The organism is Microbispora oryzae, assembly GCF_017896165.1.
In the GTDB taxonomy this organism is placed as follows: Bacteria; Actinomycetota; Actinomycetes; order Streptosporangiales; family Streptosporangiaceae; genus Microbispora; species Microbispora oryzae.
Genome location: NZ_JAFCNB010000006.1, coordinates 324,947 through 345,577 on the forward strand (window position 1 = coordinate 324,947; position 20,631 = coordinate 345,577).

A 20,631-nucleotide genomic window follows, 5' to 3' on the forward strand; every position below is an offset into this window, starting at 1 on the left:
GGCTAGCGCCCCGCCCGGCCCCGGCTCGCGGCGAGGTCGAAGGTGGCGGCGATCAGGCACATCGTGAGCGTCGTCACCAGCAGGTCGACGACGAAGCTCACGGGCACCCCGGTGACGAACCAGAAGTAGGGCCGGTCGCTCTCCGTCAGGTAGCGGCCCGCCCGGTAGAGGTAGTCCTGTCCCACGTGCAGGCCCACGTAGCAGAGGGCGAACAGGCCGAAGAGCGGCGCTCCGCCCCGCACGGTCAGCCGCAGCGAGTTGAGCAGCGGGATCCATCGCCCGGTCCAGCCGCCGGTCAGCTTCGCCAGGGCGCGCCTGGTGAGGTTGTGAGTGCGCTCCAGCGAGGCGGCGGCCGCCTCCAGCGGGGTACCCCTGATCGTGGTCTGGGTGTCCTCCGCGTAGGCGCCGTAGACCAGGATGCCGACGGTCAGCCACGCCAGCGGCAGGGCGAGCCCCTCGATGACGTACGGCCAGATCTCCCCGACGAACCCCCAGAACGCCTCCCAGCCGGGGATCCGCGCCTTGGCCCCGTCGAGCCATCCGTGCCACCACGTCACGGCGGCCCGGTCGGAGATCCAGTCGGAGCGCGCCCCCAGGGCGGCCGCGGTCGCGTTCACGCCGTAGAAGCCGAACGCCAGCTCGGAGAAGGTCGCGAGGATGCCGGAGAACCTGCCCTCGTTCGCCTCGTGGCGGCGCCCGAAGAACGTCTTCAGGAGATACGCCACGGCCATCGCGCCGAGCGAGACCCGGACGTCGAGTCCGGTCAGCCCCTGGGCCACGGTGCTCGGCACCCCGGCGAACCCGTCGACCAGCCACTTGTCCGGCTGCCGGAACATGTCGATGTTCTCGAAGTCGCGCATGTCCTGGTCGACGAAGCCCCAGGTGAGGTAGATGCCGGAGAAGACGAGCGCGGTCCGGTTGAACGCGTTGAGCAGCCGCTCGCGGCCCTCTCCCCTGGCTCGCCGCTCCCTGGTCTCCATCAGGGCGTCGCGGACCACGTACAGCATGCCCGCGGTGGTGGCGAGCGAGGTCATGACGACGAGGGTGAACAGGAACAGCACCGCGACCAGCCGCGCCTGGTACCACGACCCGTGCGACAACGTCGCCGCGAGCAGGAGCAGCCCCCAGCGGACCACCCGTCCGAGGGAGAACCACAGGATCAGCGGCAGCGCGCACCGCGCGGCGATGCGCAGGGTGTGCAGCGGCAGCGCGTACGGCGACAGCGTCCAGGCGCGCCTGGGGGAAACGCTGGTCTGGCGGGGGGCGACGATCGCGGACGTTCCGGACACCTGCCGCATGTTATCGGTTCGGTTCCCGCCTGAAGGAAGACCTGTGGAGGCCGAGTGGGGACTCCGGAAACGCAGCGGGGCCGGCGCGTCCGGATGGACACGCCGGCCCCGCTGCGGAAGTGGAGCGATCAGACGGCGACCGAGAGCTGGGCGACCTCGCCCAGCTTCGCCTCGACGGGGACGTCCTTGGTGACGCCGCCGCCGGCGATGATGCGGACGGTCCACTGGCCCGGCGCCGCGAAGAAGCGGAAGATCCCCTCGTCGGAGACGACGACCTCGCCGGTGAACTCACCGGAGTGGTCGAGCAGGCGGGCGTAGGCGGTGCCGGTGCCCGACACCACGCCCTGGATCACGGCCTGCTTCGACAGGTCGATCCCCGCGGGCAACGCCACGGTCTGCTCCGGAGCTGCGCAACCCTGAACAGCGGTCATCAGCGGGCCTCCCCAAGCTCGATCGGCACGCCCACGAGCGAGCCGTATTCGGTCCATGAACCGTCGTAGTTCTTGACGTTGGCCTGGTCGAGCAGCTCGTGCAGCACGAACCAGGTGTGCGCCGACCGCTCGCCGATGCGGCAGTAGGCGATGGTGTCCTTGCCGAAGTCGACTCCGGCGCCGGCGTAGAGCTCGCTGAGCTCCGAGTCGGAGCGGAAGGTCCCGTCGTCGTTGGCGGCCTTCGACCACGGGATGTTGCGGGCGGTGGGCACGTGGCCCGCGCGCTGCGCCTGCTCCTGCGGGAGGTGGGCCGGCGCGAGCAGCTTGCCGGTGAACTCGTCGGGCGAGCGCACGTCGACCAGGTTCTGCTTGCCGATCGCGGCCACCACGTCGTCGCGGAAGGCGCGGATGGAGGTGTCGGGCTCGGAGGCGGAGTACTGCGTGGCCGGGCGCTCGGTCACGTCCTTGACCAGCTCGCGGGAGTCGAGCTCCCACTTCTTGCGGCCGCCGTCGAGCAGCTTCACGTTCTCGTGGCCGTAGAGCTTGAAGTACCAGTAGGCGTAGGCGGCGAACCAGTTGTTGTTGCCGCCGTAGAGGACGACCGTGTCGTCGTTGGCGATGCCCCGGGCCGAGAGCAGGGCCTCGAAGCCGGCCCTGTCGACGAAGTCACGGCGGACCGGGTCCTGCAGATCGGTACGCCAGTCGATCTTGACGGCCCCGCGGATGTGGCCCGTGTCGTAGGCGCTGGTGTCCTCGTCGACCTCGACGAGGACGACACCCGGCGTGTCGAGGTTGGCCTCGACCCAGTCGGCGTCCACCAGTACGGCGGAGCGGCTCATTGCGTTCTCCCAGGTTGTAGACGGCGAATCATCAAATACATTTCGCAGCCGAGGCAGAATCCGAAGGCTGCGTTGAGGAAGGCGGCCAGCAGCGCCACCGCTGTCGCACCGAGAGCCAGGGGTGTGATCCCCGCCGCGAAACCGATCAGTCCCACTGTCGCGAACACCAGCCCGACACCCTGGGCGAACCGGGGTGGCCGGGGGTCCTCCAGCTCGCGCGGCGGGCCCAGCCTCGGCCGTACGTACCTGCGGTAGACCGCGACGTACGGTGAGGAGTGGAACGCGCCGAGCGAGAAGACGATCGTCTGGACCGCCAGCAGCCAGGGACTGCCGGTGACCAGGACGGCCGCGAGGAGCAGAGTCGTTATGGCCGCGCCGAAACGAGGGCCACGAGGGTCGATGTGCATCACGGGATGCTCCTGAAGGATTCTCGGCAGGCGGCTCAAGCCGCGGGAATCACCCTCAGGCCATGCGACAGAGCGAGGTGGCGACGCGGCAGAAGTCGACCGCGCGCCGCTTCGTGAGCAGCTCTGTCGTGGGAGTCATGGGCACGACAGTACTCGCCGTCTCGACATCTGTCACACCTTGTCCGATGGCTGAGACGATCGGTGAGACGGCCGGTCGACGGCGGCACCGAGCGCGGCGATCACGTCGGCCTTACGCGGCTGGCCGGACGCCCTCGTCACGATGTCGCCGGAACCGTCCAGGACCAGGACCGTCGGCGTGCGCAGCACGTCGAACCGCCGGACCAGGTCGAGGCGCGCCTCTGCGTCGATCTCGACGTGACGCACGCCGGGCACCATTGCGGCCACCTCGCCGAGGATCCGGCGGGTCGCCCGGCAGGGCTGGCAGAAGGCGGTGGAGAACTGCACAAGCGTGGCCCGCTCGCCCAGCTCCGCGCCGAGATCGTCACCTGTCACCGGCGCGCGCTCCTTCCGCTCGCTCCGCGGCCTCCCGTTCCGGTGCCGCATGACCACGCCGGCGACCACACCCGCGACGAGTGTGGCGACGAGCACGGCGATTCCAGTCATCGTGAGGTGCGAACCGCGACGCGCCGCCGATGATTCCCGGCGCGCGATTCCCCGCGCCTGTTTCCGGGATGCGTGTTTCCGGCGCGGGCCCGCCGAGCGGCCGGGTCACACGTCGACGGCCGCCAGCGTCCGCCCGTCCTGGTCGCGCAGCTCGAACCGGCTGATCTGGTGGGCCCGCAGGGCCGTGGAGCTCTCGTAGGTGCTCGTGCCGTCCGCGCCGTACGACGCGGGATCCACCGACCAGCTCGCGACCTCGGTCACCGTCCCGTCGACGCCGACGGCGTGCAGCGTGCACGCGGTGCCCACCGGCACTCCGGAGACCTCCGCGGCGACGCGGGTGCCGTCCTTCGTGGGCGTCATCTTGATCGCCAGACGCACGCTCGCGGCGGTGGCCGCCTGACGGTCGGGGGCGACCTTCGACCTGGCGTCCGCGCCCGGCGTGACGGGCGCCATCAGGACGTTGTCCTGCGGCGCCTGCGCCGACCCCTCCGCGGCCGCGGACGCGGCCGCGGCCGACGTGACCTGTCCCCCGCCGTCCCCGGCGAGGCCCAGCCAGGTCGTCCCGCCGAGGGCGGCGACCACGATGGAGGCGGCCAGCGTCAGCAGCGCCCGCGAGCGGCGTCTGCGCCGGACGGAGTCGGCGAGCAGCCGGTCGAGCACGGCCCTGGGCGGCTCCGACGCGTGCGCGATCTCGTCGGCGGACACGCGGGCGAGCAGCGGCGGCAGGCCCGACAGCTCGGCGAGCTCGGCCCGGCAGTCCGGGCAGCCGTCCAGATGGGCCTCCACCCGAGCGGTCTCCTCGTCGTCGAGGGCCCCCAGGACGTAGACGCCCAGGGAGATGCGCACCTCGTCACACGTCATGGCGCGAGCCCCCGTTCCTCCAGGGCGAGCTTCAGTGCCCGGAGCGCGTAGTAGGTCCGCGACTTCACCGTGCCCGGCGGAATGCCGAGGACCTCCGACGCCTCCTTCACCGATCTCCCCCGGTAGTACGTCTCCAGGAGCACCTCCCGGTGCTCCGGCCTGAGCGAGGCCAGCGCCTCGGCGACGCCCCACGACTCCAGCGCCCGGTCCAGTTCGTCGTCGGCGGGCAGGACGGCGAGCGCCTCGTCCCCGGTCTCCTGCGGCCGGGCCATTCTGGCCCGGTGCTGGTCGACGACGAGGTTGCGGGCCACGGTGAACAGCCAGGCGCGCACGGGGCGCCCCTCCTGCACCGAGGGGTGCCGCCAAGCTCGCAGCAAGGTCTCCTGCACCACGTCCTCCGCCCTTCCCGGATCTCCGGTCAGCCGCAGCACGTATCCGTACAGCGGCCCCCCGTGATCTTCGAAGAGTGCGCGTATGAGCTCCTCGTCGGCGGTTCCGGCTGGCCTCACGCCCTCATCACGTACGGCGGGACTGTCCGGTTCATCGGAGTGACCGAGGTCACTTGAGTCGGACATGGGTCGCGGTGCCCTCAACAGTGAGGCCCTGGGGCGTGGTCCTCACCTGGGTGATCTTCAGGTTCAACGGCAGGTTCTTCACGGGGACAGTGAACGTCATCAGCTTCTCGGGGTTGGGCACCGGGATGCCTCCCGCGAGCTTGACGTCCACCGGCGTCAGCCGGATCGCGCCCTTGACGACCTCGATTTTCATGTCCGCCGTCGCGGGCACCTCACGGCCGAGCACGCTGATGTTCCCCGAGACCGCGAGGGTGTCGCCGCGACCCCCGGTCAGCCGGATCCCCTTGGGCGCGCGGGCGGCGAGCGCCTTCAGCGGGATCACCACCGATCCGGTCACCTGGTCGACCGTGATGGAGGTGCCGGCGGCGTACTGGATGAGCTGGGCCAGCGGCGCGTTCACCCCGTGCAGGGTCGCCCGGGCGTCCGACAGCTCGACGCCCTGCCGGGTGAGCGAGCCGAGCGCGATGTCGATCTCCTCGTACTTGCCGGAGAGCGCCTGGGTGAGGAACGGGATGCCCTTGATCTCCACGGACGGCGGCTCTTCCAGGTCGTAGGTCGCCTGCACCTGCCGCGCGATCTCGTTCTGGGCGCCCGCGGCGGCGACACGGTCGACGACCACGAGCACGATGACGAGCAGGATCAGCGAAACGACGAACTTGCGCATCCGTCTCCTCCGGGAGCTCCGCCCAGGTGATCAACGTAGCCGCTCATCCCCCGGCGAAGGGCGGCAAAACCTCGACCACGGCGCCGTCGGGCAGGGTGATTGAATGGGGATCACGGGTCCCGGCGGGGGCCGCGTCGACCAGGAACGACGAGCGGCGCAGCACACGGGCCAGCTCGGGGTTACGGGAGATCTGCGCGAGCAGGTCGCCGAGGGTGTCGGCCGCGAACGGCTCCTCCGCGACGCCCGCGGCGTCCTTGGCCGCGGCCCAGTAGCGGACCGTACCGGTGGCCATCCTCCGGGCTCCTCTCCGTCACCTTCGTGACCGCTCAGCGCCACCGTCACGTTACGCGGAATAGCCACGTGACGTGTTGTTCACACGTAGGACGCACATTGGACCCAAACTTCCTGTGGGCTACCCTACGAAGTAATGGACCTGGGCGATGTGGCCCCCGGGTCCTTACGCGTTTGTACGGCCGTCGCGGTTTCCAGTGCTGCAAACAGCGCGAGCCCATGAGGTGCAAGGAGGCGCATGTGAGCAACCTGCTCCTGCTGACCAACGCCCTGGAGCCCTCAGCGGAGGTGTTGCCGGCACTTGGGCTTCTCCTCCACTCGGTGCGGGTGGCTCCCGCCGAGGCTTCCGCGCTGATCGAGACCCAGCCCGCCGACGCCATCCTCGTCGACGCACGCCGGGAGCTCGTGCAGGCCAAGAGCCTGTGCCGGCTGCTCCGGACCACCGGAATCGCCTGCCCGCTCATGGCGATCGTGACCGAGGGCGGTCTGGCGGCGATGACCGCCGAGTGGGGCATCGACGACGTGATCCTCGACACGGCCGGCCCGGCGGAGGTCGAGGCGCGGCTGCGCATGGCGACGGGACGACTGTCGCTGGCGGCCGCGGAGGAGGTGCCCGACGAGATCCGCAGCGGCGATCTCGCGATCGACGAGGCCACCTACACGGCGCGGCTGCGCGGCCGGGCGCTCGACCTGACCTTCAAGGAGTTCGAGCTGCTCAAATACCTGGCGCAGCACCCCGGCCGGGTGTTCACCCGCGCCCAGCTGCTGCAGGAGGTCTGGGGCTACGACTACTTCGGCGGCACCCGGACGGTCGACGTGCACGTGCGGCGACTGCGGGCCAAGCTCGGCGCCGAGTACGAGGCGCTGATCGGGACCGTCCGCAACGTCGGTTACCGGTTCGTCCCGGACCGCGGCGGCGAGCAGCCGAGCGAGGCCGAGCCCGCCCGGCGGTAGCCGTACCGGGTGCTCCGGGAGACCGGCCCGCCACGACCTACGGGAAAGGCCCGTCCCCCACTGGGGGACGGGCCTTCCGTGTGTGACTGGAGGGGCGTTACTGGACGAACGTGATGCGGTTGGTCGCGGGCGGCGCGATCGGCGAGTGCGCGCCGAGGTAGGCCACGAACGCGTCGATGTCGAGCGGGCCGCTCCACAGGTCGGTGCCCTGGGTGAAGACGGTGAAGCCGTCGCCCCCGCCGACCAGGAAGTTGTTGGCCGCGACCCTGATCTGCTGGGCGTCGGTCACCGCGGTGCCGTTGATCTTGATGTCGGAGACCCGGGAGCCGATCGGCTTGGTGAGGTCCGCCGTGTAGGTCAGCGACGCCGACGGCAGCAGGACCTTGGTGCCCGAGGCCGTCCACTGCTGCTCAAGCACCGCCTTGAGCTGGGCGCCGGTGAGCGTGACGACCTGCATCAGGTTGTTGAACGGCTGGACCGTGAAGGCCTCGCCGTACGTCACGACGCCGTCGCCCTCGGAGCCGCTCTGGGCGTAGGTCAGGTCGGCCCGGACGCCGCCGGGGTTCATCAGCGCGATCTCGGCGTTTCCGCCGCTCTTGGTGGCCTCGAGCTGCGCGTCGGCGATGAGGTCGCCCAGCGCGGACTCCCCGGTGCCGCCGGAGTCCCTGCCGATGTTCGCAGTGATCTTGCCGACGGCCTTGTTGGCGACGGTCGAGACCCGGTCCTTCCAGGTCTGCACGTACGCCGCGGTCTCGGGGTCGGGGGTGACCGTACGGGTGACCACGTGGTTGTCGGCGACCACGCTGGAGCGGATCACGTCGTGGGTCTTCTTGTCCACCTGGAAGTCGATCTGCGTGATGACGCGGCCGAACGACGAGCCCTGGGTGTAGTAGCGCACCTGGCCCGCCGGGTCGGTGGTCTTGCAGATGTACGCCTGGTGGGAGTGGCCACTGACGACGAGGTCGATCTGCGGGTCGAGTCCCGCGGCGATGCGGGAGCCGGCGCCGGGGACGACCGGGCAGGCGTCGGGGCTCTGGCCGGGCGTGACGTTGTCACCCTCGTGGACGAGCACGACCTGGGCCTTCACGCCGGCGCGGGCGAGCAGCCTCGACACCTTGTTGGCCGCGCCGACCTCCTCGGTGAACTTCAGGCCCTTGATCCCGGCGGCCGTGACGATGCTCGGCGTCGTCTGGGTGACGAGGCCGATGAAGCCGACCTTCACACCGTTGATCTTCTTCACGTAGAAGGGCGGCAGGGCGTACGCGCCGTTGCTCTCCTTCAGCACGTTCGCCCCGAGGAAGTCGAAGCTCGTGCCCTTCCACCGGCCGGCCGGGGAGCAGCCGTCGACCGGGTGGCAGCCGCCCTTCATGATGCGGTTGAGCTCGGTGATGCCCTCGTCGAACTCGTGGTTGCCGGCGGAGGAGGCCTTCAGGCCGAGCTTGTCGAGCAGGGCGACGGTCGGCTCGTCGTGGTAGGCGGCGGAGAGCAGCGGCGAGGCCCCGATCAGGTCTCCGGCGGCCACCATCAGCGTGTTCTTGTCGGTGAGCTGCTTGAGGTGGGTGGCCAGATAGGCCGCCCCGCCCGCGTCGACGGTCTGGCCCGTCTCGTCGACGATGCGGCCGCCGGAGCCGGTCGGCGGCTCCAGGTTGCCGTGCAAATCGTTGATGGTCAGCAGCCGCACCGGCACCGACGCCGCGGGCTTGCCCGGCTTGCCGGGCTTGTGGTGGGAACTGGGCACGAGAGCCGCGCCGGCCGTACCGGCGGACATGGCCGCGATTCCGATCACGGCGATGCCGGCGACGGCCAGCCGGGGGAGGAGAGCTCGGGTCATGGTCCCCGACAGTAAAGGGACCACCTAATCGGCATATGGCGCAAAGGTAACGATTTAAACTGGCAGTAAAGGGCTGTTTTTGCCGAAGCCCTCCGTTCGCCAAGCGTTCCCGCTCGCCTAATGTGCGGTACATGAACACGCGTGTGGAAATCCACGACCGGCTGAGCGACACAGATGTGGCCGCCGTGCTCGCAGTGGCCGATGCCGCCACGGACGCGGACGGCGTCCGGCCGCTGAACGAGCAGGCGATGCTCCACCTCCGGCACGGCGGGGGCCCGGGGGTGCGGGCCCTGGTGCTGCGGGACGACGGTGCCGCAGTGGGGTTCGCCCAGCTGGGCGCCTCGGCGGACGGTCCGAGCGGGGAACTGGTGATCCACCCCGGCTACCGCCGGCGGGGACTGGGCAGACGCCTGCTGGAGGCGGTGCTGGAGGAGAGCGGCGGGCACGTCCGGCTGTGGGCCCACGGCGACCACCCGGGCGCGGCCGGCCTCGCCCGCGCCCTCGGCCTCGACCGGGCCAGGGCCCTCTGGCGGATGCGCCGCCCCCTCACTGACCCGCTGCCCGCGGCCCCGCTCCCGGGCGGCGTACGGCTGCGCGCGTTCGAACCCGGCCGCGACGAGGAGGCGTGGCTCACGCTGAACGCCCTCGCCTTCGCCACCCACCCCGAACAGGGCGCCTGGACGATCGACGACCTGAAGCAGCGGGAGCGGGAGCCGTGGTTCGACTCCGCCGGCTTCCTCCTCGCCGTACGCGGCGACGCCCTGGCGGGGTTCCACTGGACGAAGGTGCACGAGGGCGAGGCCGGCGGCCCGATCGGCGAGGTCTACGTGGTGGGGGTTGCGCCCGGCGAGCGTGGCTCGGGCCTGGGCCGCGCGCTGACGCTCGCCGGGCTGGCCCATCTGCGCTCGCGCGGCCTCGCCCAGGTCATGCTCTACGTGGACGAGGAGAACACACCGGCGATCCGGCTGTACGAGTCACTGGGGTTCACCCATTGGGACACGGACGTGATGTATCGCCGGTGAGTCCCGGCCCGGCTAACCGATGACCAGGTTGAGGAGGAAGTAGGCCAGCGCCGCGACCAGCGCGGCGGCGGGGATGGTGAGCACCCAGGCGGTGATGATGTTGCCCGCGATCCCCCAGCGCACGGCGGACAGGCGGCGGGTCGCGCCCACCCCCATGATCGCGCTGGTGATGGTGTGCGTCGTCGAGATCGGCGCGCCGAAGCCGATGGCCGCCGTGTAGAGGACGGAGGCCGCCGCCGCCTCCGCGGCGAAGCCCCTGGGCGGGTCGAGGTGGATGATGCGGCGGCCCAGCGTCCGCATGATCCGCCAGCCGCCGGCGTACGTGCCCAGAGAGATCGCCAGCGCCGACGCCGTGATGACCCACTCGGGGATGTGGGCATCCGGCGAGGCGTATCCCCCGACGGTGAGCGCGAGGAAGATGACGCCCATCGTCTTCTGGGCGTCCTGGAGGCCGTGGCCGAGTGCCATGGCCGCGGCCGACAGAGTCTGGGCGTACCGGAATCCCTTGCTGGCCTTGTGGGGGTTGGACCTGCGGAAGATCCACAGGATGGCGATCATGATGATGCCGCCCAGCGTGAAGCCGACCACAGGTGAGAGCACCATGGGGATGACGACCTTCTCGATCACGCCGTTCCAGTGCACCGCCGCACTGGCCGCCATGGCGGAGCCCACCAGGCCGCCGATCAGGGCGTGGCTGCTGGACGAGGGCAGGCCGAAGTACCAGGTGATGAGGTTCCACACGATGGCGCCGATCAGCGCCCCGCCGACGATGACCAGCCCGTGCCGGCCGCCCGGGGCGTCGATGATGCCCTTCCCCACGGTCAGCGCCACGGACTCGCCCAGGTGCGCGCCGATGAAGTTCATCACCGCGGCCATGAGCAGGGCCACCCTGGGGGTCAGGGCTCTGGTCGAGACGGAGGTGGCGATGGCGTTCGCCGCATCGTGAAAGCCGTTGGTGTAGTCGAACGCCAGCGCGATGACGATCACGCCGACGACAAGCGCGAGCTCCACTTAGCTTTCCTTGACCGCGATCGTCTCGACGGTGTTGGCCACATGCTCGAAGGCGTCCGCCGCCGCCTCGAGCTGCTCGATCACTTCGCGCATCTTCATCACCGTGAGAGCGTCGTACTCACCGTTGAAAAGCTTGGCGAGCAGGTGACGGTAGATCTGGTCGGCCTGGTTCTCCAGGCGGTTGACCTCGATCCAGTACTCGTTGAGGTGCTGCATCGAGCGCAGCCGCGGCATCGCCTCGGCGGTCAGCTCGGCTGCCCGCTCCAGGACCTCCACCTGCCGCACGACCTCCTTGGGAAGGTGGTCGATCTGGTAGAGGACGATCAGATCGGCCGCGGCCTCCATGAAGTCCATCACGTCGTCGAGATTCGACGCCAGGCGGTAGATGTCCTCGCGGTCGAAAGGCGTGATGAAGCTCTCGTTCAGACGATTCATGATCGCGTGAGTGCGCTCGTCGCCCGCGTGTTCGCAGGCGCGCATCTTCTCGGCCAGAGCATCCCGGTCCGAACCGTCGCTGATGATCTCGACCAGCAGACGCGATGCGGTGACGAGGTTGTTCGCTGAGTCGGCGAACAAGTCGTAGTAGCTGTCCTCACGGGGTGTGAGACGCAGGCGCACGTCATTTCTCCAGATGTGCGGGGATGGTCCGCAGAGAAGAGTACGGCTTACCAGATGAAATGCGAAGTTCAAGCTGCGCTCGCATGCTTGTAACCTTCCCTTCTCCTTGTGGTTGCCCGGACCCTCTGCGGTGACACTTTTAGATCTTGGTTCGATGGAAGTTGAGGTACGAACGACTCGGCGTGGGTCCCCGCTGCCCTTGGTAGCGAGAGCCGTACCTCTCCGAGCCGTACGGGAACTCGGCCGGGGAGCTGAGCCGGAACATGCACAGCTGCCCGATCTTCATGCCCGGCCACAGTTTGATCGGCAGCGTCGCGACGTTGGACAACTCAAGTGTGACGTGCCCATCGAAGCCGGGGTCGATGAACCCCGCCGTCGAGTGCGTGAGCAGGCCAAGCCTACCCAGGCTCGATTTCCCCTCCAGACGGGAGGCGATGTCGTCCGGAAGGCTGATCACCTCGTACGTACTGGCCAGCACGAACTCCCCCGGATGCAGGATGAACGGCTCATCGCCGTCGGGCTCCACGAGCCGGGTGAGGTCGGGCTGCTCCGTCGCCGGGTCGATGTGCGGGTATCGATGGTTCTCGAACACGCGGAAGTAACGATCGAGCCGTATGTCGACACTGGACGGCTGGATCATCGCCGGATCGTAGGGAGCGAGCCGCACCCTGCCTGAGTCGATCTCGGCCCGGATATCGCGATCGGATAGCAGCACGGGTGCAAGGCTAACCGGCCCTGACCGGGGCAGAAGCATCGATGTCGGGGATCTTCCTCTGGAGGACTGCAGCAGCACGCCCGCGATCCGCTACAGTAGGGACGCGGCAGGCTTCCAGGCCGGTCACGCGGGTGTAGTTCAATGGCAGAACATCAGCTTCCCAAGCTGACAGCGCGGGTTCGATTCCCGTCACCCGCTCCACGCACTGAGGCCCAGGTCAGAGGCTGATTCCCGACCTGGTTCCTTGATCTTTCTTGGGCCTGTTTCTCACTCGCGTGCCAGATCAGTCGATCTTGGCTCCGATGTAGGGCGAATCATCGCCACCGTCCTTCGCGCCAAGTCTCTGTTTGACGATCTATCCCATGGCTGTAGCGTCCTGGCTTGATGTGGAGCGAAGTACGACCGCCGACGACGGCTCAGGTCCGCGACGCCTTCGGTGTTGAGGTGGGCGAATTGCGGCCGCATCCGGGCGGGTTCGAAGCGGATGCCTTCACCGACGGGCGCTGGTTCATGAAACTTTGGCGTCAGCAGCCCGACAGTGACGCCAGCCTGGCGCTGACCGCTGAGTTGGCCACTCGGGGCATCCCCGTTCCCGCGGCGGAGCGAGCACTTGACGGCTCTTACACCTCCGAACACCTTGGCCGGCGCTACGCGCTGTTCCCGTTCGTCGACGGCCGCCAGGGAACGTGGAACGATGCCGACGCGATCGCGCGGGCGATGCGCTCCGTGCACGAAGTAACTGACCTCGTCCTGCCCCGCACCGAAATGGACGAGTGGTGCATCGAGGTGCTGCGCGACCGGCACGACCACCCTTGGCTCGTCGACCGCCGCGACGAGGTCATGGGCAACGTCGACCGACTCGAAACGGTGATCGAACGGGCACGCGCGATCGACGTGCCCCACGTCGTGTGCCACCACGACCTATTCCCTCACAACGTCCTCATTGATCGCGATGGCCGCATCGCGACGCTGCTCGACTGGGGTCACGCGATGCTGGCGCCGCGCGAGCACGATGTGTTCGCCGCCTTGTGCGGGCCCGATCCTGTGCGCTTCCTGCGCGCCTACGGCGCGGAGGGACTCGACTTCACCCACCTCGAGTACGCCCGGCTCGCCCGCTCGCTGCGCGACCTTGCTGTTCGCATTCACAACGAGGTCGACCTGCAGGGCGTCAACACTTGGGGTTTCGACGGGTTGCGCCGAGTGGACGCCGATCTCGAACTCTCCCGACCTTTTTGCGATCGCTGAGGTCACCCAATACGTACCCTGCGCGATCGACGAGAATGCAGCGCGATCGACGCCGGATCACAGGTTCAGCCGAGGCAGACAAGATCGAATCGGCACCGCCTCGCTCGTCCTTGAATGTCGGCTATGACCGGCAGCTTGCCTACGCGGGTGGTCCGGAGGGGCACACGACACCGTGGCGTGCCCGTTGCGTGCCCGTACGCCATTTCGATCGGCCGTTCGATTCGCGTGCAATTAGGGTCGTGGTGCGATCATGGCCGCGTGGTTGACGTCACCTTGGATGATTCCGATGACTCCGTGGTCGTGGTGAAGCTCCAGGCCGAGACGTGGGAGCTCAACATCTGGGCACCCGTAGCGGACTTGGCACGCCTCCACGAAATCAGGCAGGCGGACTGGAATTCTCGCCGCTCCCTCGCCGTGGGCATCTGCGCTGGCTCTCCCGTGTTCTGGGCAAGGAGCGAGGAGCAGGCGACCATCCTCATCGGTCGCGACGACGAGACGTGGGACATCGGGATCAGCATGCCGATCGGAACCGTAGATGAGATCGCCCGTCTCGCTGGCGAACGCATGTGACGACGCCGGCCTTTCGCTACGTGCGATCAACCTTCGAGAACGACGAGACCAGGCGCGTCGCCCTCTTCATCCGCCCCACTGATGTGCTTGTCGATCGCATCCGCGATCGCCCTGTCGGCGCCCCGGACCGCGTGCTGATAGATCATCGCCGCCCGGACGTTGTCGTGCCCCATCCTGGTCATCAGGTCCTTGAGACCCGCGCCGGACTCGGCGGCGAGCATGTTGCCCGTGTGTCGCAGATCGTGGAAGTGCAGGCCGGGCAGGTCCATGTCCTTGACCACATCCACCCAGCGCGTACGGGTGTTGAAGCCGCTCCGTCGCAAGGCACCGCCTTTGGCCCCGGGGAAGAGCAGCGCTCCGGGCTCGTCCTGAACGTAGGTGTTCAGATGCTCTCTTAGTACTGCAACGGCAGTTGTACAGTCGGGCTGCTTTTGTGAGCATCTGTATCTCGTGGCGGCGATGGACCTTGAGGTGTGGTCTGCAGGGCCGGCGGAGCTACATCAGCGGATCGCGGGCCGGTTCGCTCGCTCCGAGCCGCGCGAGCGGGTGCTTCCTCAAGAAGGGCACGCGCTCGGCCGGTGTTCAACGGCAATACTCCGGTACGGCCGGACGGACAGAGAACTGCCAGATCGGTGTGTTCCTGGCTCATGCCTCCTCGCGGGGGCGGACGTTGGCGCTCCAGCGTCAGCGCGGCGGGAGCGGCGGATCCACCGCCCCCGCCGCGTTAACGGGTCAGCGGCGGTTGAGGTTCTGCATCCACTCCCGCAGCTCGCGCGCCTGCCGCGCGAGCTCGGAACGCGCCGCAGCGTCGCCGGATGCCTTGTTGTTAGCCAGGGCGACGATCGAGTTCAGCGCCGGGATGGCGCTGGTGTACTTGGTCGCCAGGTAGCTGTCCCGCGCGATGCCCAGGGCGGCACCGGCGGCGTCCGCGGCGTCCGCGGTCAGCAGCCCGGCCGCTCGGTCAGCCTCGATCAGCAGGCTGGTCTCGCGGTAGGACGAGCAGTTGGCGCTCTTCCGGCCGGCGGTCGTCTCGATCCCGCCGAGGATCATCCGCATGAACGAGTCGTCGTAGTACTGCGTCCGGAAGTGGCCGAGGATGAGCGAGAACGCCTTGCCACCGTCCCAGTTCTGGCACCACGCGATCGGGTGGTCGCCGTTCATCAGCCGCAGCGGGTTGGTGGCCGCGTTGCCGCTGTTGAGGCTGCGCTGGTAGCTGTCCTCGTTGAGGCTCAGCAGCGTGTGCACGTCGGCCCGCATGTTGCGGTCGAAGTTGTAGAGCTCGTCGACCGTCATCCACCGGGCAGGGAGATGCGCGGTCGCCGGGTGCGTGTTGTCCTCGGTCACCACCTCGGTGTGGATGCAGCTACCGCACTGGCCGAACCCGTTCTGGCCGTTCGGATGGCCGGTGAAGAACCCACCGACGAGGTCGCCGTACCACGGCCAGGTACCGATCTCGAACGAGTCGGCGGCGCCGTGGATACCGACATAGCCACCGCCCTGCTTCATGTAGGCCTCGAAGTTCGGCTGCTCGGTGATCGCATCGAGCGGGCCCGGGTGCCCGACGTTGGACTCGAAGACGATCGTGTCGTACTGCTTGAGCGTGTCGAGGCTCAGGAACGGGCTCGTGGGCAGCGTGACGGTCGGGAGTTGCGGGTCGTAGACGTCGACGTTGAAGTGGTGCGCGATGCCGAGCTTCTGGATCGCGGCCACGGTGTGCGGGATGTGGTCGTGCCGGAATCCTGTCGTCTTGGAGAAGACCAGGACGTTGTAGTCGGCGTCCGGGTTGTGCGGGAGCGGGGCGAGCACCGGGTCCGGGATGAACTTCGGGCCCTCCGCGGGCTCAGACTTGAGGCCCGTCGCGGGCTCCGGCGCGAGCCGGCCGTTGAGCTGGTCGATCAGGTAACGCGCATCGCCCACGAGTGTGCTGCGGGCCGAGCCGGGCTTGATCCGGCTGTTGGCGATCGAGACGAACTCGTGCAGGACCTGGCTCGCGCGCTTGGCCGAACCGGCGTCGGCGAGCGCCTTCGCCTGGTCGAGCTTGGCTTGGAGCGCCGCGCCGACCTCCGCCGGGACGCTGCCGGCGGTCACGAACCGGGCGATCAGCGTGCCGGCGTCCGCGAACGATGTCGTCACGATGAACGTCTGCGTGTACTTCGCGCTGTTGGAAGCAGCGTCAGAGAGATGCACCGCAAGCGTGTGCACGCCGAGCGACAGGTCGGAGGTCTGCACCGGCAACGGCGGGACCAGCTTGCCGTCGAGGTACATGTTCAGCACAGCCACTCCGCCCGAGCCGGGGGCGGGGTCCGTGCGCGTCGGGATAAGTGTGGCGACGTGACCGACGTGACCGTCGGTGATCACCGGGTACGATGCAGCCGGCGCGCGCGTGTCGATCCGGACCGAGATCGAGCGGAACGCCGCGACGTTTCCGGCCGTGTCGACCGCGCGGTATCGGACGCTGGTGTTGCCCTCCTGCGTGATCACCGCCGACGCCGTGGCCGACGCCGGCGCCCCCGCGACGGGCACGTCGATGTAGGCGGCGCCGCCGTTGAGCGAGTACTGGAACTTGTCGATGCCGACGTCGTCGGTCGCCGACATGTTCAGCGTCACCGGGCCGCGGTACCAGTTGTTCTGGCCGGTCGGCGCAGAGGGCGACAGCGTCGCCACGTTGATCGTCGGCGGTGTCGTTTCCTCTGCCCACGACGGTGCCGCGGGGATGAGTGCGGCCGCCGTCACGCAGGCGGCCACTACCGATGTGCGAAATCTTCTCCGCATGAGTGTCTTCTCTCTCTTGCCGCTATACGGGCGGGTTCGCTAGGTGCCGATGCCCGTGCCGACGAACTCGGCCCAGTTGAGGTTGAACAGGTTGCCGCCCGTGGCGCCACTCGTGACCGAGCGGAACACCAGGAACAGCTCATGCGTCCCGGACATCGAGACCGGGAACGTCTGGCTCGTCCAGGTTCCCGTCCCGCCGGTGGACACGAGGTTGGCCGTCGTCAGGATCGGCCCGGTGATCGAATCCTGACGGACCTCGATTGCCGCCAGCGGCGACCCGGGCGTGCGGCCGGTCGTCGCATCCGCCACGCGGAACGTGATCGAGTCGATGTTGGTCAGGTTGAATGGGCCGTTGAGCTGGAGCCAGTCGCCCGAGCCCAGGCTGCCGCGGTGCACGCCGGCGCCGCCGTCGGTGTTGGTCGCCGTGTTGGTGCCGGACTGGTTGACGACGAACTCCACCTCCTGGTGCTTCTGGCGGATCTGGTGCTGGCCGGTTGTGGTCAGCGGTGGGACGCCGCCCGGACCTCCGTGGTCGGTGTAGCGCGCCTGGACCACGCCGGAGACGGTGCCGCCGTGTGAGACGTCGTCGGCCTCCGTGTGGAGCACGCCCGAGCAGCCGTTGACGGACTCCTCGGCGTGGCCGTGCGCGTCGTGGCCGAGCACGAACGTCACCTGCACCTCGGAGCAATTCACCGTCCCGTCCTCGGGGTCGGTGACCGTGACCGAGAACGGGATGTCGTCGCCGAACGCGAACGTCCCGCCCTCCACCGGCGTATTCACGACCACCGTCGGGCTCGTGTTGCCCACGGTGATCACGGTGCTGGTCGAGGTTTGCTTGCCGGACGAGTCGAGCACGGTCAGCACGGCCGTGTAGCGGCCGGACTGCGTGTAGGTGTGGGTCGGGTTCGGGTCGGTCTCGATCGCCGAGCCGTCGCCGAAGTTCCACTCGTAGCGGATCGAGTCGCCGGGATCCTCATCCAGCGAGCCGGCGCTGGAGAAGTTCACCGTCAGCGGCGTTGAGCCGTCGGTGCGGTCCGTGGTGAGCACGGCCTTCGGCGCGCGCTTGCCCTTGACGTACTCCCACTTGTACATGCCCGCGTCGGGGCTGATGACGTTGAACCCGTTGCCGTAGGTCAGCAGGTAGAACGCGCCGTCAGAACCGAACTGCAAGTCCATCGGGTTGTCGCACTCGAACCGGAACCTGCCTGCCCCGGCGTTCGCACGGCTGCCGCAATCCAGGAAGTTGTTGATCTTCTGGACGTGGTTGTTCTGCTTGTCGAGCTTGACCTCGCGCAGCGTGTCCTGCGTCCACTCGCTGATGATCACCGAGTCGTCGTAGTACGGCGGGAACTTGTGAGGGTTCGGGTTCTCCGGGTCGTAGTGGTACTTCGTGACCCCGTGCGGACCGACGCCGCCGGTGTAGAGCTCGGGGAACAGCCGCGGGCATTCGGTCGTCGAGCCGAGCGCGATCGGGCCCGGGGTCGGCGCGTAGTAGGCCTCGCACGGGGTGCCGAGCGGCGCGCTCGGGTTGTTGTCGCGGTAGGAGTACCAGATGTCCGGGTCGGTGACCGGCGGGACGTCCCTCAGGCCCGGCTCGACCGTCGGACCGCCCTCAATGTTCCACAGCGAGTCGTTGCGCTGCGTCGGCCCGTCGCAGTCGAACTTCTGCGGCGGGTTGTTCAGCGGCGTGCCCGCGGTGGTGGTGCCGGGCGCGAACTCGTGGAAGTTCCACTGGTAGTGCGCGAGGTCGCGCTTGTAGCACGTCGGCCAGCCGTAGTTGGACGGCTTGCGCACGATCTCGTAGCGGCCGGTGCCCGCCGGGCCGTGTGAGCGCTGCGGTGTCTGGGCGTCGGGCGAGTAGTCGCCGATGTAGGCCACGTCGTTCTCGTCGACCTGGATCCGGAACGGGTTGCGGAAACCCATCGCGTAGACCTCCGGCCGCGTCTTGTCCTGCGGCGCGCCCGCGACCAGCGGGAAAAGGTTGCCCGACGGGATCGAGTAGGCGCCCGTGCCGGAGCCGAAGTCGACCTTGTTGGCGTCGGCGGCGGAGATGTTCCCATCCTTGACCTTGATCCGCAGCACCTTGCCGCGCAGGTCGTTGGTGTTCAGCGCGCTGCGGCGCGAGTCACCGGTGAGCCGCTGATACCAGCCGCCCGCCTGCGCCGTGTTGGTGGCGATCGCCGGCGTGGCGGTGCCGGTCAGGCCGGCGCCGTCGGCGGTGATCTGCGGCTGATCGGACTGCTGCTTGCCGCGGCGGAAGAACACGTTGACGTTCGACGTGTTGACCGGGCCGCCGCTGGTCTGGATCTCATCCGCCTCGATGTTCGAGAGCGCCTCGAGCGCCGCGTCGATCGCATCGCGATCCGCGTTCCACGCGATCGGCTCCGTCGTCTGGCCCTCGAAGGTCAGCGTGAACGTGCCACCCGTCGCGTCGGTGACGCGCACGGTCTGCTGCTCGTCGGTCTTCTGCGAGTTGTACGGCCCGTAGCCGCCGCCGTTGATGCCGCCCGCGGGCGTGTCATCGCCGGTGACCATCCAGAGGTTGCCGTGCTTGTCGAAGTCGATGTCGCCCCCGACGTGGCAGCACTCCTGGCGGTTGACCGGCACGCGCATGATCTGCTGCTCGGAGCCCATGTCGAGGTGCGCCGGCGTGCTGTCGGTGGCGTCGACGAACTTGAAGCGGCTGAGCTGGAAATAGCCCACGTACGGATCCCACGCGGTCTTGGACGCCGCCACGTTCGGCGGGGTGGTATTCGGCGTGATCTGGGTGACGACCGATCCGTCGCTCAGCTTGACGTCGGTGACCTCCTTCGGCGAGTAGTAGAGGTAGACCCACTTGTTGGTCGCGAAGTTGGCGTCGACCGCGGGGCCATAGAGCCCGTCCTCGCCCGCGGAGTAGATCTGCTGCGTCATCGGCAGGCTCGGATCGGCGAAGTTGGCGACGACCGTGGTGACGCCCGTGGTCGAGTCGTGCATGCGCAGCGAACCGAGGCGGTCCGTCTGCAGAACGCGGCCATCCGGCAGCTGATCGAAGCCGATCGGCTCCTGCAGGTTCGGCGGCGAGCCGATCTTCGTCTGCTGGTAGTTGGCCAGCACGGTCGCGCCGCAATCGCTGTAGACCGGGTCGGCCTGGCCCGCGGCCCAGCCGATCGCGCCCTTGATGTGCTTGGTGAGGCCGGCGTCGAAGCTCGCGGCCGTGTTGCCCAGGCCGGTGTAGAACGAGCGGCCGCCCTGGAAGTCCTTGCACCACGAGACCGGATGATCGGCGCCCATCGTGCCCCCGGCGATCCCGTCGAGGTCGGCGCCCTGCGGCTGCGGCCCGAACGGGTCCTCGACGACGGTGGCGAGGACGTGTGACAGACCGCGGACGTTCTTCGTGAAGTTGTACCAGTTGTCGGTCCGCGACCAGAACTGCGGCAGATCCTTGCTCGCGTCGTGGACGCGGTCGGCGACCTTCACGTCACCCGATTGCACGTCGGTCCTGCCGGACGCACGCGTCCCCAGGATGTCAGTCAGGAACGACCAGGACTCGTCGGTCTCGACCGCCGAGCCGACGCCGACGAAGCCGCCGCCGTCGCGGAAGTAGCTCTCGAAGTTCGCGCGTTGCGCGTCCGTGAGCGGGCTCGCGAGACCCGTGTCCAAGAACACGACCGCGCGGTACTGCTCCAGCTTCTTCTCCGTGAAATGGTCGCCCACGTCAGCGGGCCCGGGCGCCACGACCGTGAAATGACCGGTTCTGGCCGCATCCCGGATCGCGGCCAGGCCGGCCGACGACACCGCGTCCTGGGTGCTGCGCACCACGAGCACCTTGAAAGCGGGCTCAGCCGCCGTGGCGGCCTCGCCGCTCACCGGCGTCGCGAGGAGCGTGATGAAAGGGGCGATGAGAGCTAAGGCCATCGTGGTCGCGGTGCG

21 protein-coding genes, 1 tRNA gene and 1 pseudogene are annotated in these 20,631 nt (G+C 68.6%); 6 read left to right on the forward strand and 17 right to left on the reverse strand.

Annotated features, from left to right (window positions below; genetic code table 11):
* Window positions 1–2: 2 nt before the first annotated feature.
* The 10 genes from JOL79_RS14365 to JOL79_RS14405 all read right to left on the reverse strand — a co-directional run bounded on the left by JOL79_RS14365 (window position 3) and on the right by JOL79_RS14405 (window position 5,982).
* On the reverse strand, window positions 3–1,289 hold the full coding sequence (locus JOL79_RS14365) for a hypothetical protein (protein ID WP_210156273.1): 1,287 nt from the start codon (window positions 1,287–1,289) through the stop codon (window positions 3–5).
* Between the two features lie 128 nt (window positions 1,290–1,417).
* Window positions 1,418–1,720, reverse strand: coding sequence for a DUF1416 domain-containing protein (locus JOL79_RS14370; RefSeq protein ID WP_210156274.1), 303 nt, complete (start codon window positions 1,718–1,720; stop codon window positions 1,418–1,420).
* The gene (locus tag JOL79_RS14375) at window positions 1,720–2,559 is read right to left on the reverse strand and encodes a sulfurtransferase (RefSeq protein ID WP_210156275.1); all 840 of its coding nucleotides are present in this window, start codon (window positions 2,557–2,559) and stop codon (window positions 1,720–1,722) included. Before JOL79_RS14375 ends, JOL79_RS14370 begins: the two co-directional genes overlap by 1 nt.
* The gene (locus JOL79_RS14380; protein WP_210156358.1) at window positions 2,556–2,966 is read right to left on the reverse strand and encodes a DUF4395 domain-containing protein; all 411 of its coding nucleotides are present in this window, start codon (window positions 2,964–2,966) and stop codon (window positions 2,556–2,558) included. Before JOL79_RS14380 ends, JOL79_RS14375 begins: the two co-directional genes overlap by 4 nt.
* A gap of 55 nt (window positions 2,967–3,021) precedes the next feature.
* Window positions 3,022–3,105: a putative leader peptide gene (locus tag JOL79_RS35760; protein ID WP_372446775.1), complete on the reverse strand. Its 84-nt coding sequence runs from the start codon at window positions 3,103–3,105 to the stop codon at window positions 3,022–3,024.
* A gap of 32 nt (window positions 3,106–3,137) precedes the next feature.
* Complete coding sequence (locus JOL79_RS14385) at window positions 3,138–3,530, reverse strand: thioredoxin family protein (RefSeq protein ID WP_230984801.1); 393 nt, start codon at window positions 3,528–3,530, stop codon at window positions 3,138–3,140.
* Between the two features lie 165 nt (window positions 3,531–3,695).
* Window positions 3,696–4,451 carry an anti-sigma factor family protein gene (locus tag JOL79_RS14390; RefSeq protein WP_210156277.1) on the reverse strand — a complete coding sequence of 252 codons (756 nt, stop codon included), beginning with the start codon at window positions 4,449–4,451 and terminating at the stop codon, window positions 3,696–3,698.
* Window positions 4,448–4,960, reverse strand: a complete 513-nt coding sequence (locus tag JOL79_RS14395; protein WP_307848523.1) for a sigma-70 family RNA polymerase sigma factor — start codon at window positions 4,958–4,960, stop codon at window positions 4,448–4,450. Before JOL79_RS14395 ends, JOL79_RS14390 begins: the two co-directional genes overlap by 4 nt.
* Before the next feature lie 49 nt (window positions 4,961–5,009).
* Entirely contained in the window at window positions 5,010–5,690 is a 681-nt protein-coding gene (locus JOL79_RS14400) for an LmeA family phospholipid-binding protein (protein ID WP_210156279.1), read from the reverse strand.
* A gap of 43 nt (window positions 5,691–5,733) precedes the next feature.
* Window positions 5,734–5,982: a MoaD/ThiS family protein gene (locus tag JOL79_RS14405; protein WP_210156280.1), complete on the reverse strand. Its 249-nt coding sequence runs from the start codon at window positions 5,980–5,982 to the stop codon at window positions 5,734–5,736.
* 239 nt (window positions 5,983–6,221) lie between these two features.
* Between JOL79_RS14405 and JOL79_RS14410 the strand changes: the two genes are divergently transcribed.
* Window positions 6,222–6,935, forward strand: coding sequence for a winged helix-turn-helix transcriptional regulator (locus tag JOL79_RS14410; RefSeq protein WP_210156281.1), 714 nt, complete (start codon window positions 6,222–6,224; stop codon window positions 6,933–6,935).
* Between the two features lie 97 nt (window positions 6,936–7,032).
* On the opposite strand, the gene JOL79_RS14415 is transcribed toward JOL79_RS14410, so the two are convergent.
* On the reverse strand, window positions 7,033–8,766 hold the full coding sequence (locus JOL79_RS14415) for a bifunctional metallophosphatase/5'-nucleotidase (RefSeq protein WP_210156282.1): 1,734 nt from the start codon (window positions 8,764–8,766) through the stop codon (window positions 7,033–7,035).
* 131 nt (window positions 8,767–8,897) lie between these two features.
* Here JOL79_RS14415 and mshD point away from each other — a divergent pair, with 131 nt between their 5' ends.
* Window positions 8,898–9,788 (forward strand): mycothiol synthase, encoded by an 891-nt coding sequence (mshD, locus tag JOL79_RS14420; RefSeq protein WP_210156283.1) that lies wholly within the window; start codon window positions 8,898–8,900, stop codon window positions 9,786–9,788.
* Window positions 9,789–9,800: 12 nt separating this feature from the next.
* Here mshD and JOL79_RS14425 read toward each other — a convergent pair whose 3' ends face one another.
* The 3 genes from JOL79_RS14425 to dcd form a co-directional block, all read right to left on the reverse strand.
* The gene (locus JOL79_RS14425; RefSeq protein WP_210156284.1) at window positions 9,801–10,799 is read right to left on the reverse strand and encodes an inorganic phosphate transporter; all 999 of its coding nucleotides are present in this window, start codon (window positions 10,797–10,799) and stop codon (window positions 9,801–9,803) included.
* The gene (locus JOL79_RS14430; protein WP_210156285.1) at window positions 10,800–11,417 is read right to left on the reverse strand and encodes a DUF47 domain-containing protein; all 618 of its coding nucleotides are present in this window, start codon (window positions 11,415–11,417) and stop codon (window positions 10,800–10,802) included.
* Window positions 11,418–11,556: 139 nt separating this feature from the next.
* Entirely contained in the window at window positions 11,557–12,132 is a 576-nt protein-coding gene (dcd, locus tag JOL79_RS14435; protein WP_210156286.1) for a dCTP deaminase, read from the reverse strand.
* 127 nt (window positions 12,133–12,259) lie between these two features.
* On the opposite strand from dcd, the gene JOL79_RS14440 reads away from it, so the two are divergent.
* From JOL79_RS14440 to JOL79_RS14450, 3 genes are all read left to right on the forward strand, one after another.
* Window positions 12,260–12,333 (forward strand) — tRNA-Gly (locus tag JOL79_RS14440).
* A 183-nt stretch (window positions 12,334–12,516) separates the two neighbouring features.
* Window positions 12,517–13,377: a phosphotransferase enzyme family protein gene (locus tag JOL79_RS14445; RefSeq protein ID WP_230984805.1), complete on the forward strand. Its 861-nt coding sequence runs from the start codon at window positions 12,517–12,519 to the stop codon at window positions 13,375–13,377.
* Window positions 13,378–13,635: 258 nt separating this feature from the next.
* On the forward strand, window positions 13,636–13,947 hold the full coding sequence (locus JOL79_RS14450; RefSeq protein WP_210156288.1) for a hypothetical protein: 312 nt from the start codon (window positions 13,636–13,638) through the stop codon (window positions 13,945–13,947).
* A 26-nt stretch (window positions 13,948–13,973) separates the two neighbouring features.
* Here JOL79_RS14450 and JOL79_RS14455 read toward each other — a convergent pair whose 3' ends face one another.
* Window positions 13,974–14,408, reverse strand: a complete 435-nt coding sequence (locus JOL79_RS14455) for a tyrosine-type recombinase/integrase (RefSeq protein ID WP_210156359.1) — start codon at window positions 14,406–14,408, stop codon at window positions 13,974–13,976.
* An 89-nt stretch (window positions 14,409–14,497) separates the two neighbouring features.
* Here JOL79_RS14455 and JOL79_RS14460 point away from each other — a divergent pair.
* Window positions 14,498–14,620, forward strand: a pseudogene (locus tag JOL79_RS14460) (transposase); the annotation flags it as partial.
* 59 nt (window positions 14,621–14,679) lie between these two features.
* Here the strand turns inward: JOL79_RS14460 and JOL79_RS14465 are convergent.
* Together JOL79_RS14465 and JOL79_RS14470 are read right to left on the reverse strand one after the other, a co-directional pair.
* Window positions 14,680–16,719, reverse strand: coding sequence for a ThuA domain-containing protein (locus tag JOL79_RS14465; RefSeq protein ID WP_210156289.1), 2,040 nt, complete (start codon window positions 16,717–16,719; stop codon window positions 14,680–14,682).
* Between the two features lie 39 nt (window positions 16,720–16,758).
* Complete coding sequence (locus JOL79_RS14470) at window positions 16,759–20,616, reverse strand: ThuA domain-containing protein (RefSeq protein WP_210156290.1); 3,858 nt, start codon at window positions 20,614–20,616, stop codon at window positions 16,759–16,761.
* Window positions 20,617–20,631 lie beyond the last annotated feature (15 nt).

Excerpts from the sequence above, each read along its gene's own strand:
- JOL79_RS14370 (WP_210156274.1), bottom strand. The coding sequence starts at position 1,720 with ATGACCGCTGTTCAGGGTTGCGCAGCTCCGGAGCAGACCGTGGCGTTG.
- JOL79_RS14375 (WP_210156275.1), bottom strand. The coding sequence starts at position 2,559 with ATGAGCCGCTCCGCCGTACTGGTGGACGCCGACTGGGTCGAGGCCAAC.
- JOL79_RS14380 (WP_210156358.1), bottom strand. The coding sequence starts at position 2,966 with ATGCACATCGACCCTCGTGGCCCTCGTTTCGGCGCGGCCATAACGACT.
- JOL79_RS35760 (WP_372446775.1), bottom strand. The coding sequence starts at position 3,105 with ATGACTCCCACGACAGAGCTGCTCACGAAGCGGCGCGCGGTCGACTTC.
- JOL79_RS14385 (WP_230984801.1), bottom strand. The coding sequence starts at position 3,530 with ATGCGGCACCGGAACGGGAGGCCGCGGAGCGAGCGGAAGGAGCGCGCG.
- JOL79_RS14390 (WP_210156277.1), bottom strand. The coding sequence starts at position 4,451 with ATGACGTGTGACGAGGTGCGCATCTCCCTGGGCGTCTACGTCCTGGGG.
- JOL79_RS14400 (WP_210156279.1), bottom strand. The coding sequence starts at position 5,690 with ATGCGCAAGTTCGTCGTTTCGCTGATCCTGCTCGTCATCGTGCTCGTG.
- JOL79_RS14405 (WP_210156280.1), bottom strand. The coding sequence starts at position 5,982 with ATGGCCACCGGTACGGTCCGCTACTGGGCCGCGGCCAAGGACGCCGCG.
- JOL79_RS14415 (WP_210156282.1), bottom strand. The coding sequence starts at position 8,766 with ATGACCCGAGCTCTCCTCCCCCGGCTGGCCGTCGCCGGCATCGCCGTG.
- mshD (WP_210156283.1), top strand. The coding sequence starts at position 8,898 with ATGAACACGCGTGTGGAAATCCACGACCGGCTGAGCGACACAGATGTG.
- JOL79_RS14445 (WP_230984805.1), top strand. The coding sequence starts at position 12,517 with ATGTGGAGCGAAGTACGACCGCCGACGACGGCTCAGGTCCGCGACGCC.
- JOL79_RS14465 (WP_210156289.1), bottom strand. The coding sequence starts at position 16,719 with ATGCGGAGAAGATTTCGCACATCGGTAGTGGCCGCCTGCGTGACGGCG.
- JOL79_RS14470 (WP_210156290.1), bottom strand. The coding sequence starts at position 20,616 with ATGGCCTTAGCTCTCATCGCCCCTTTCATCACGCTCCTCGCGACGCCG.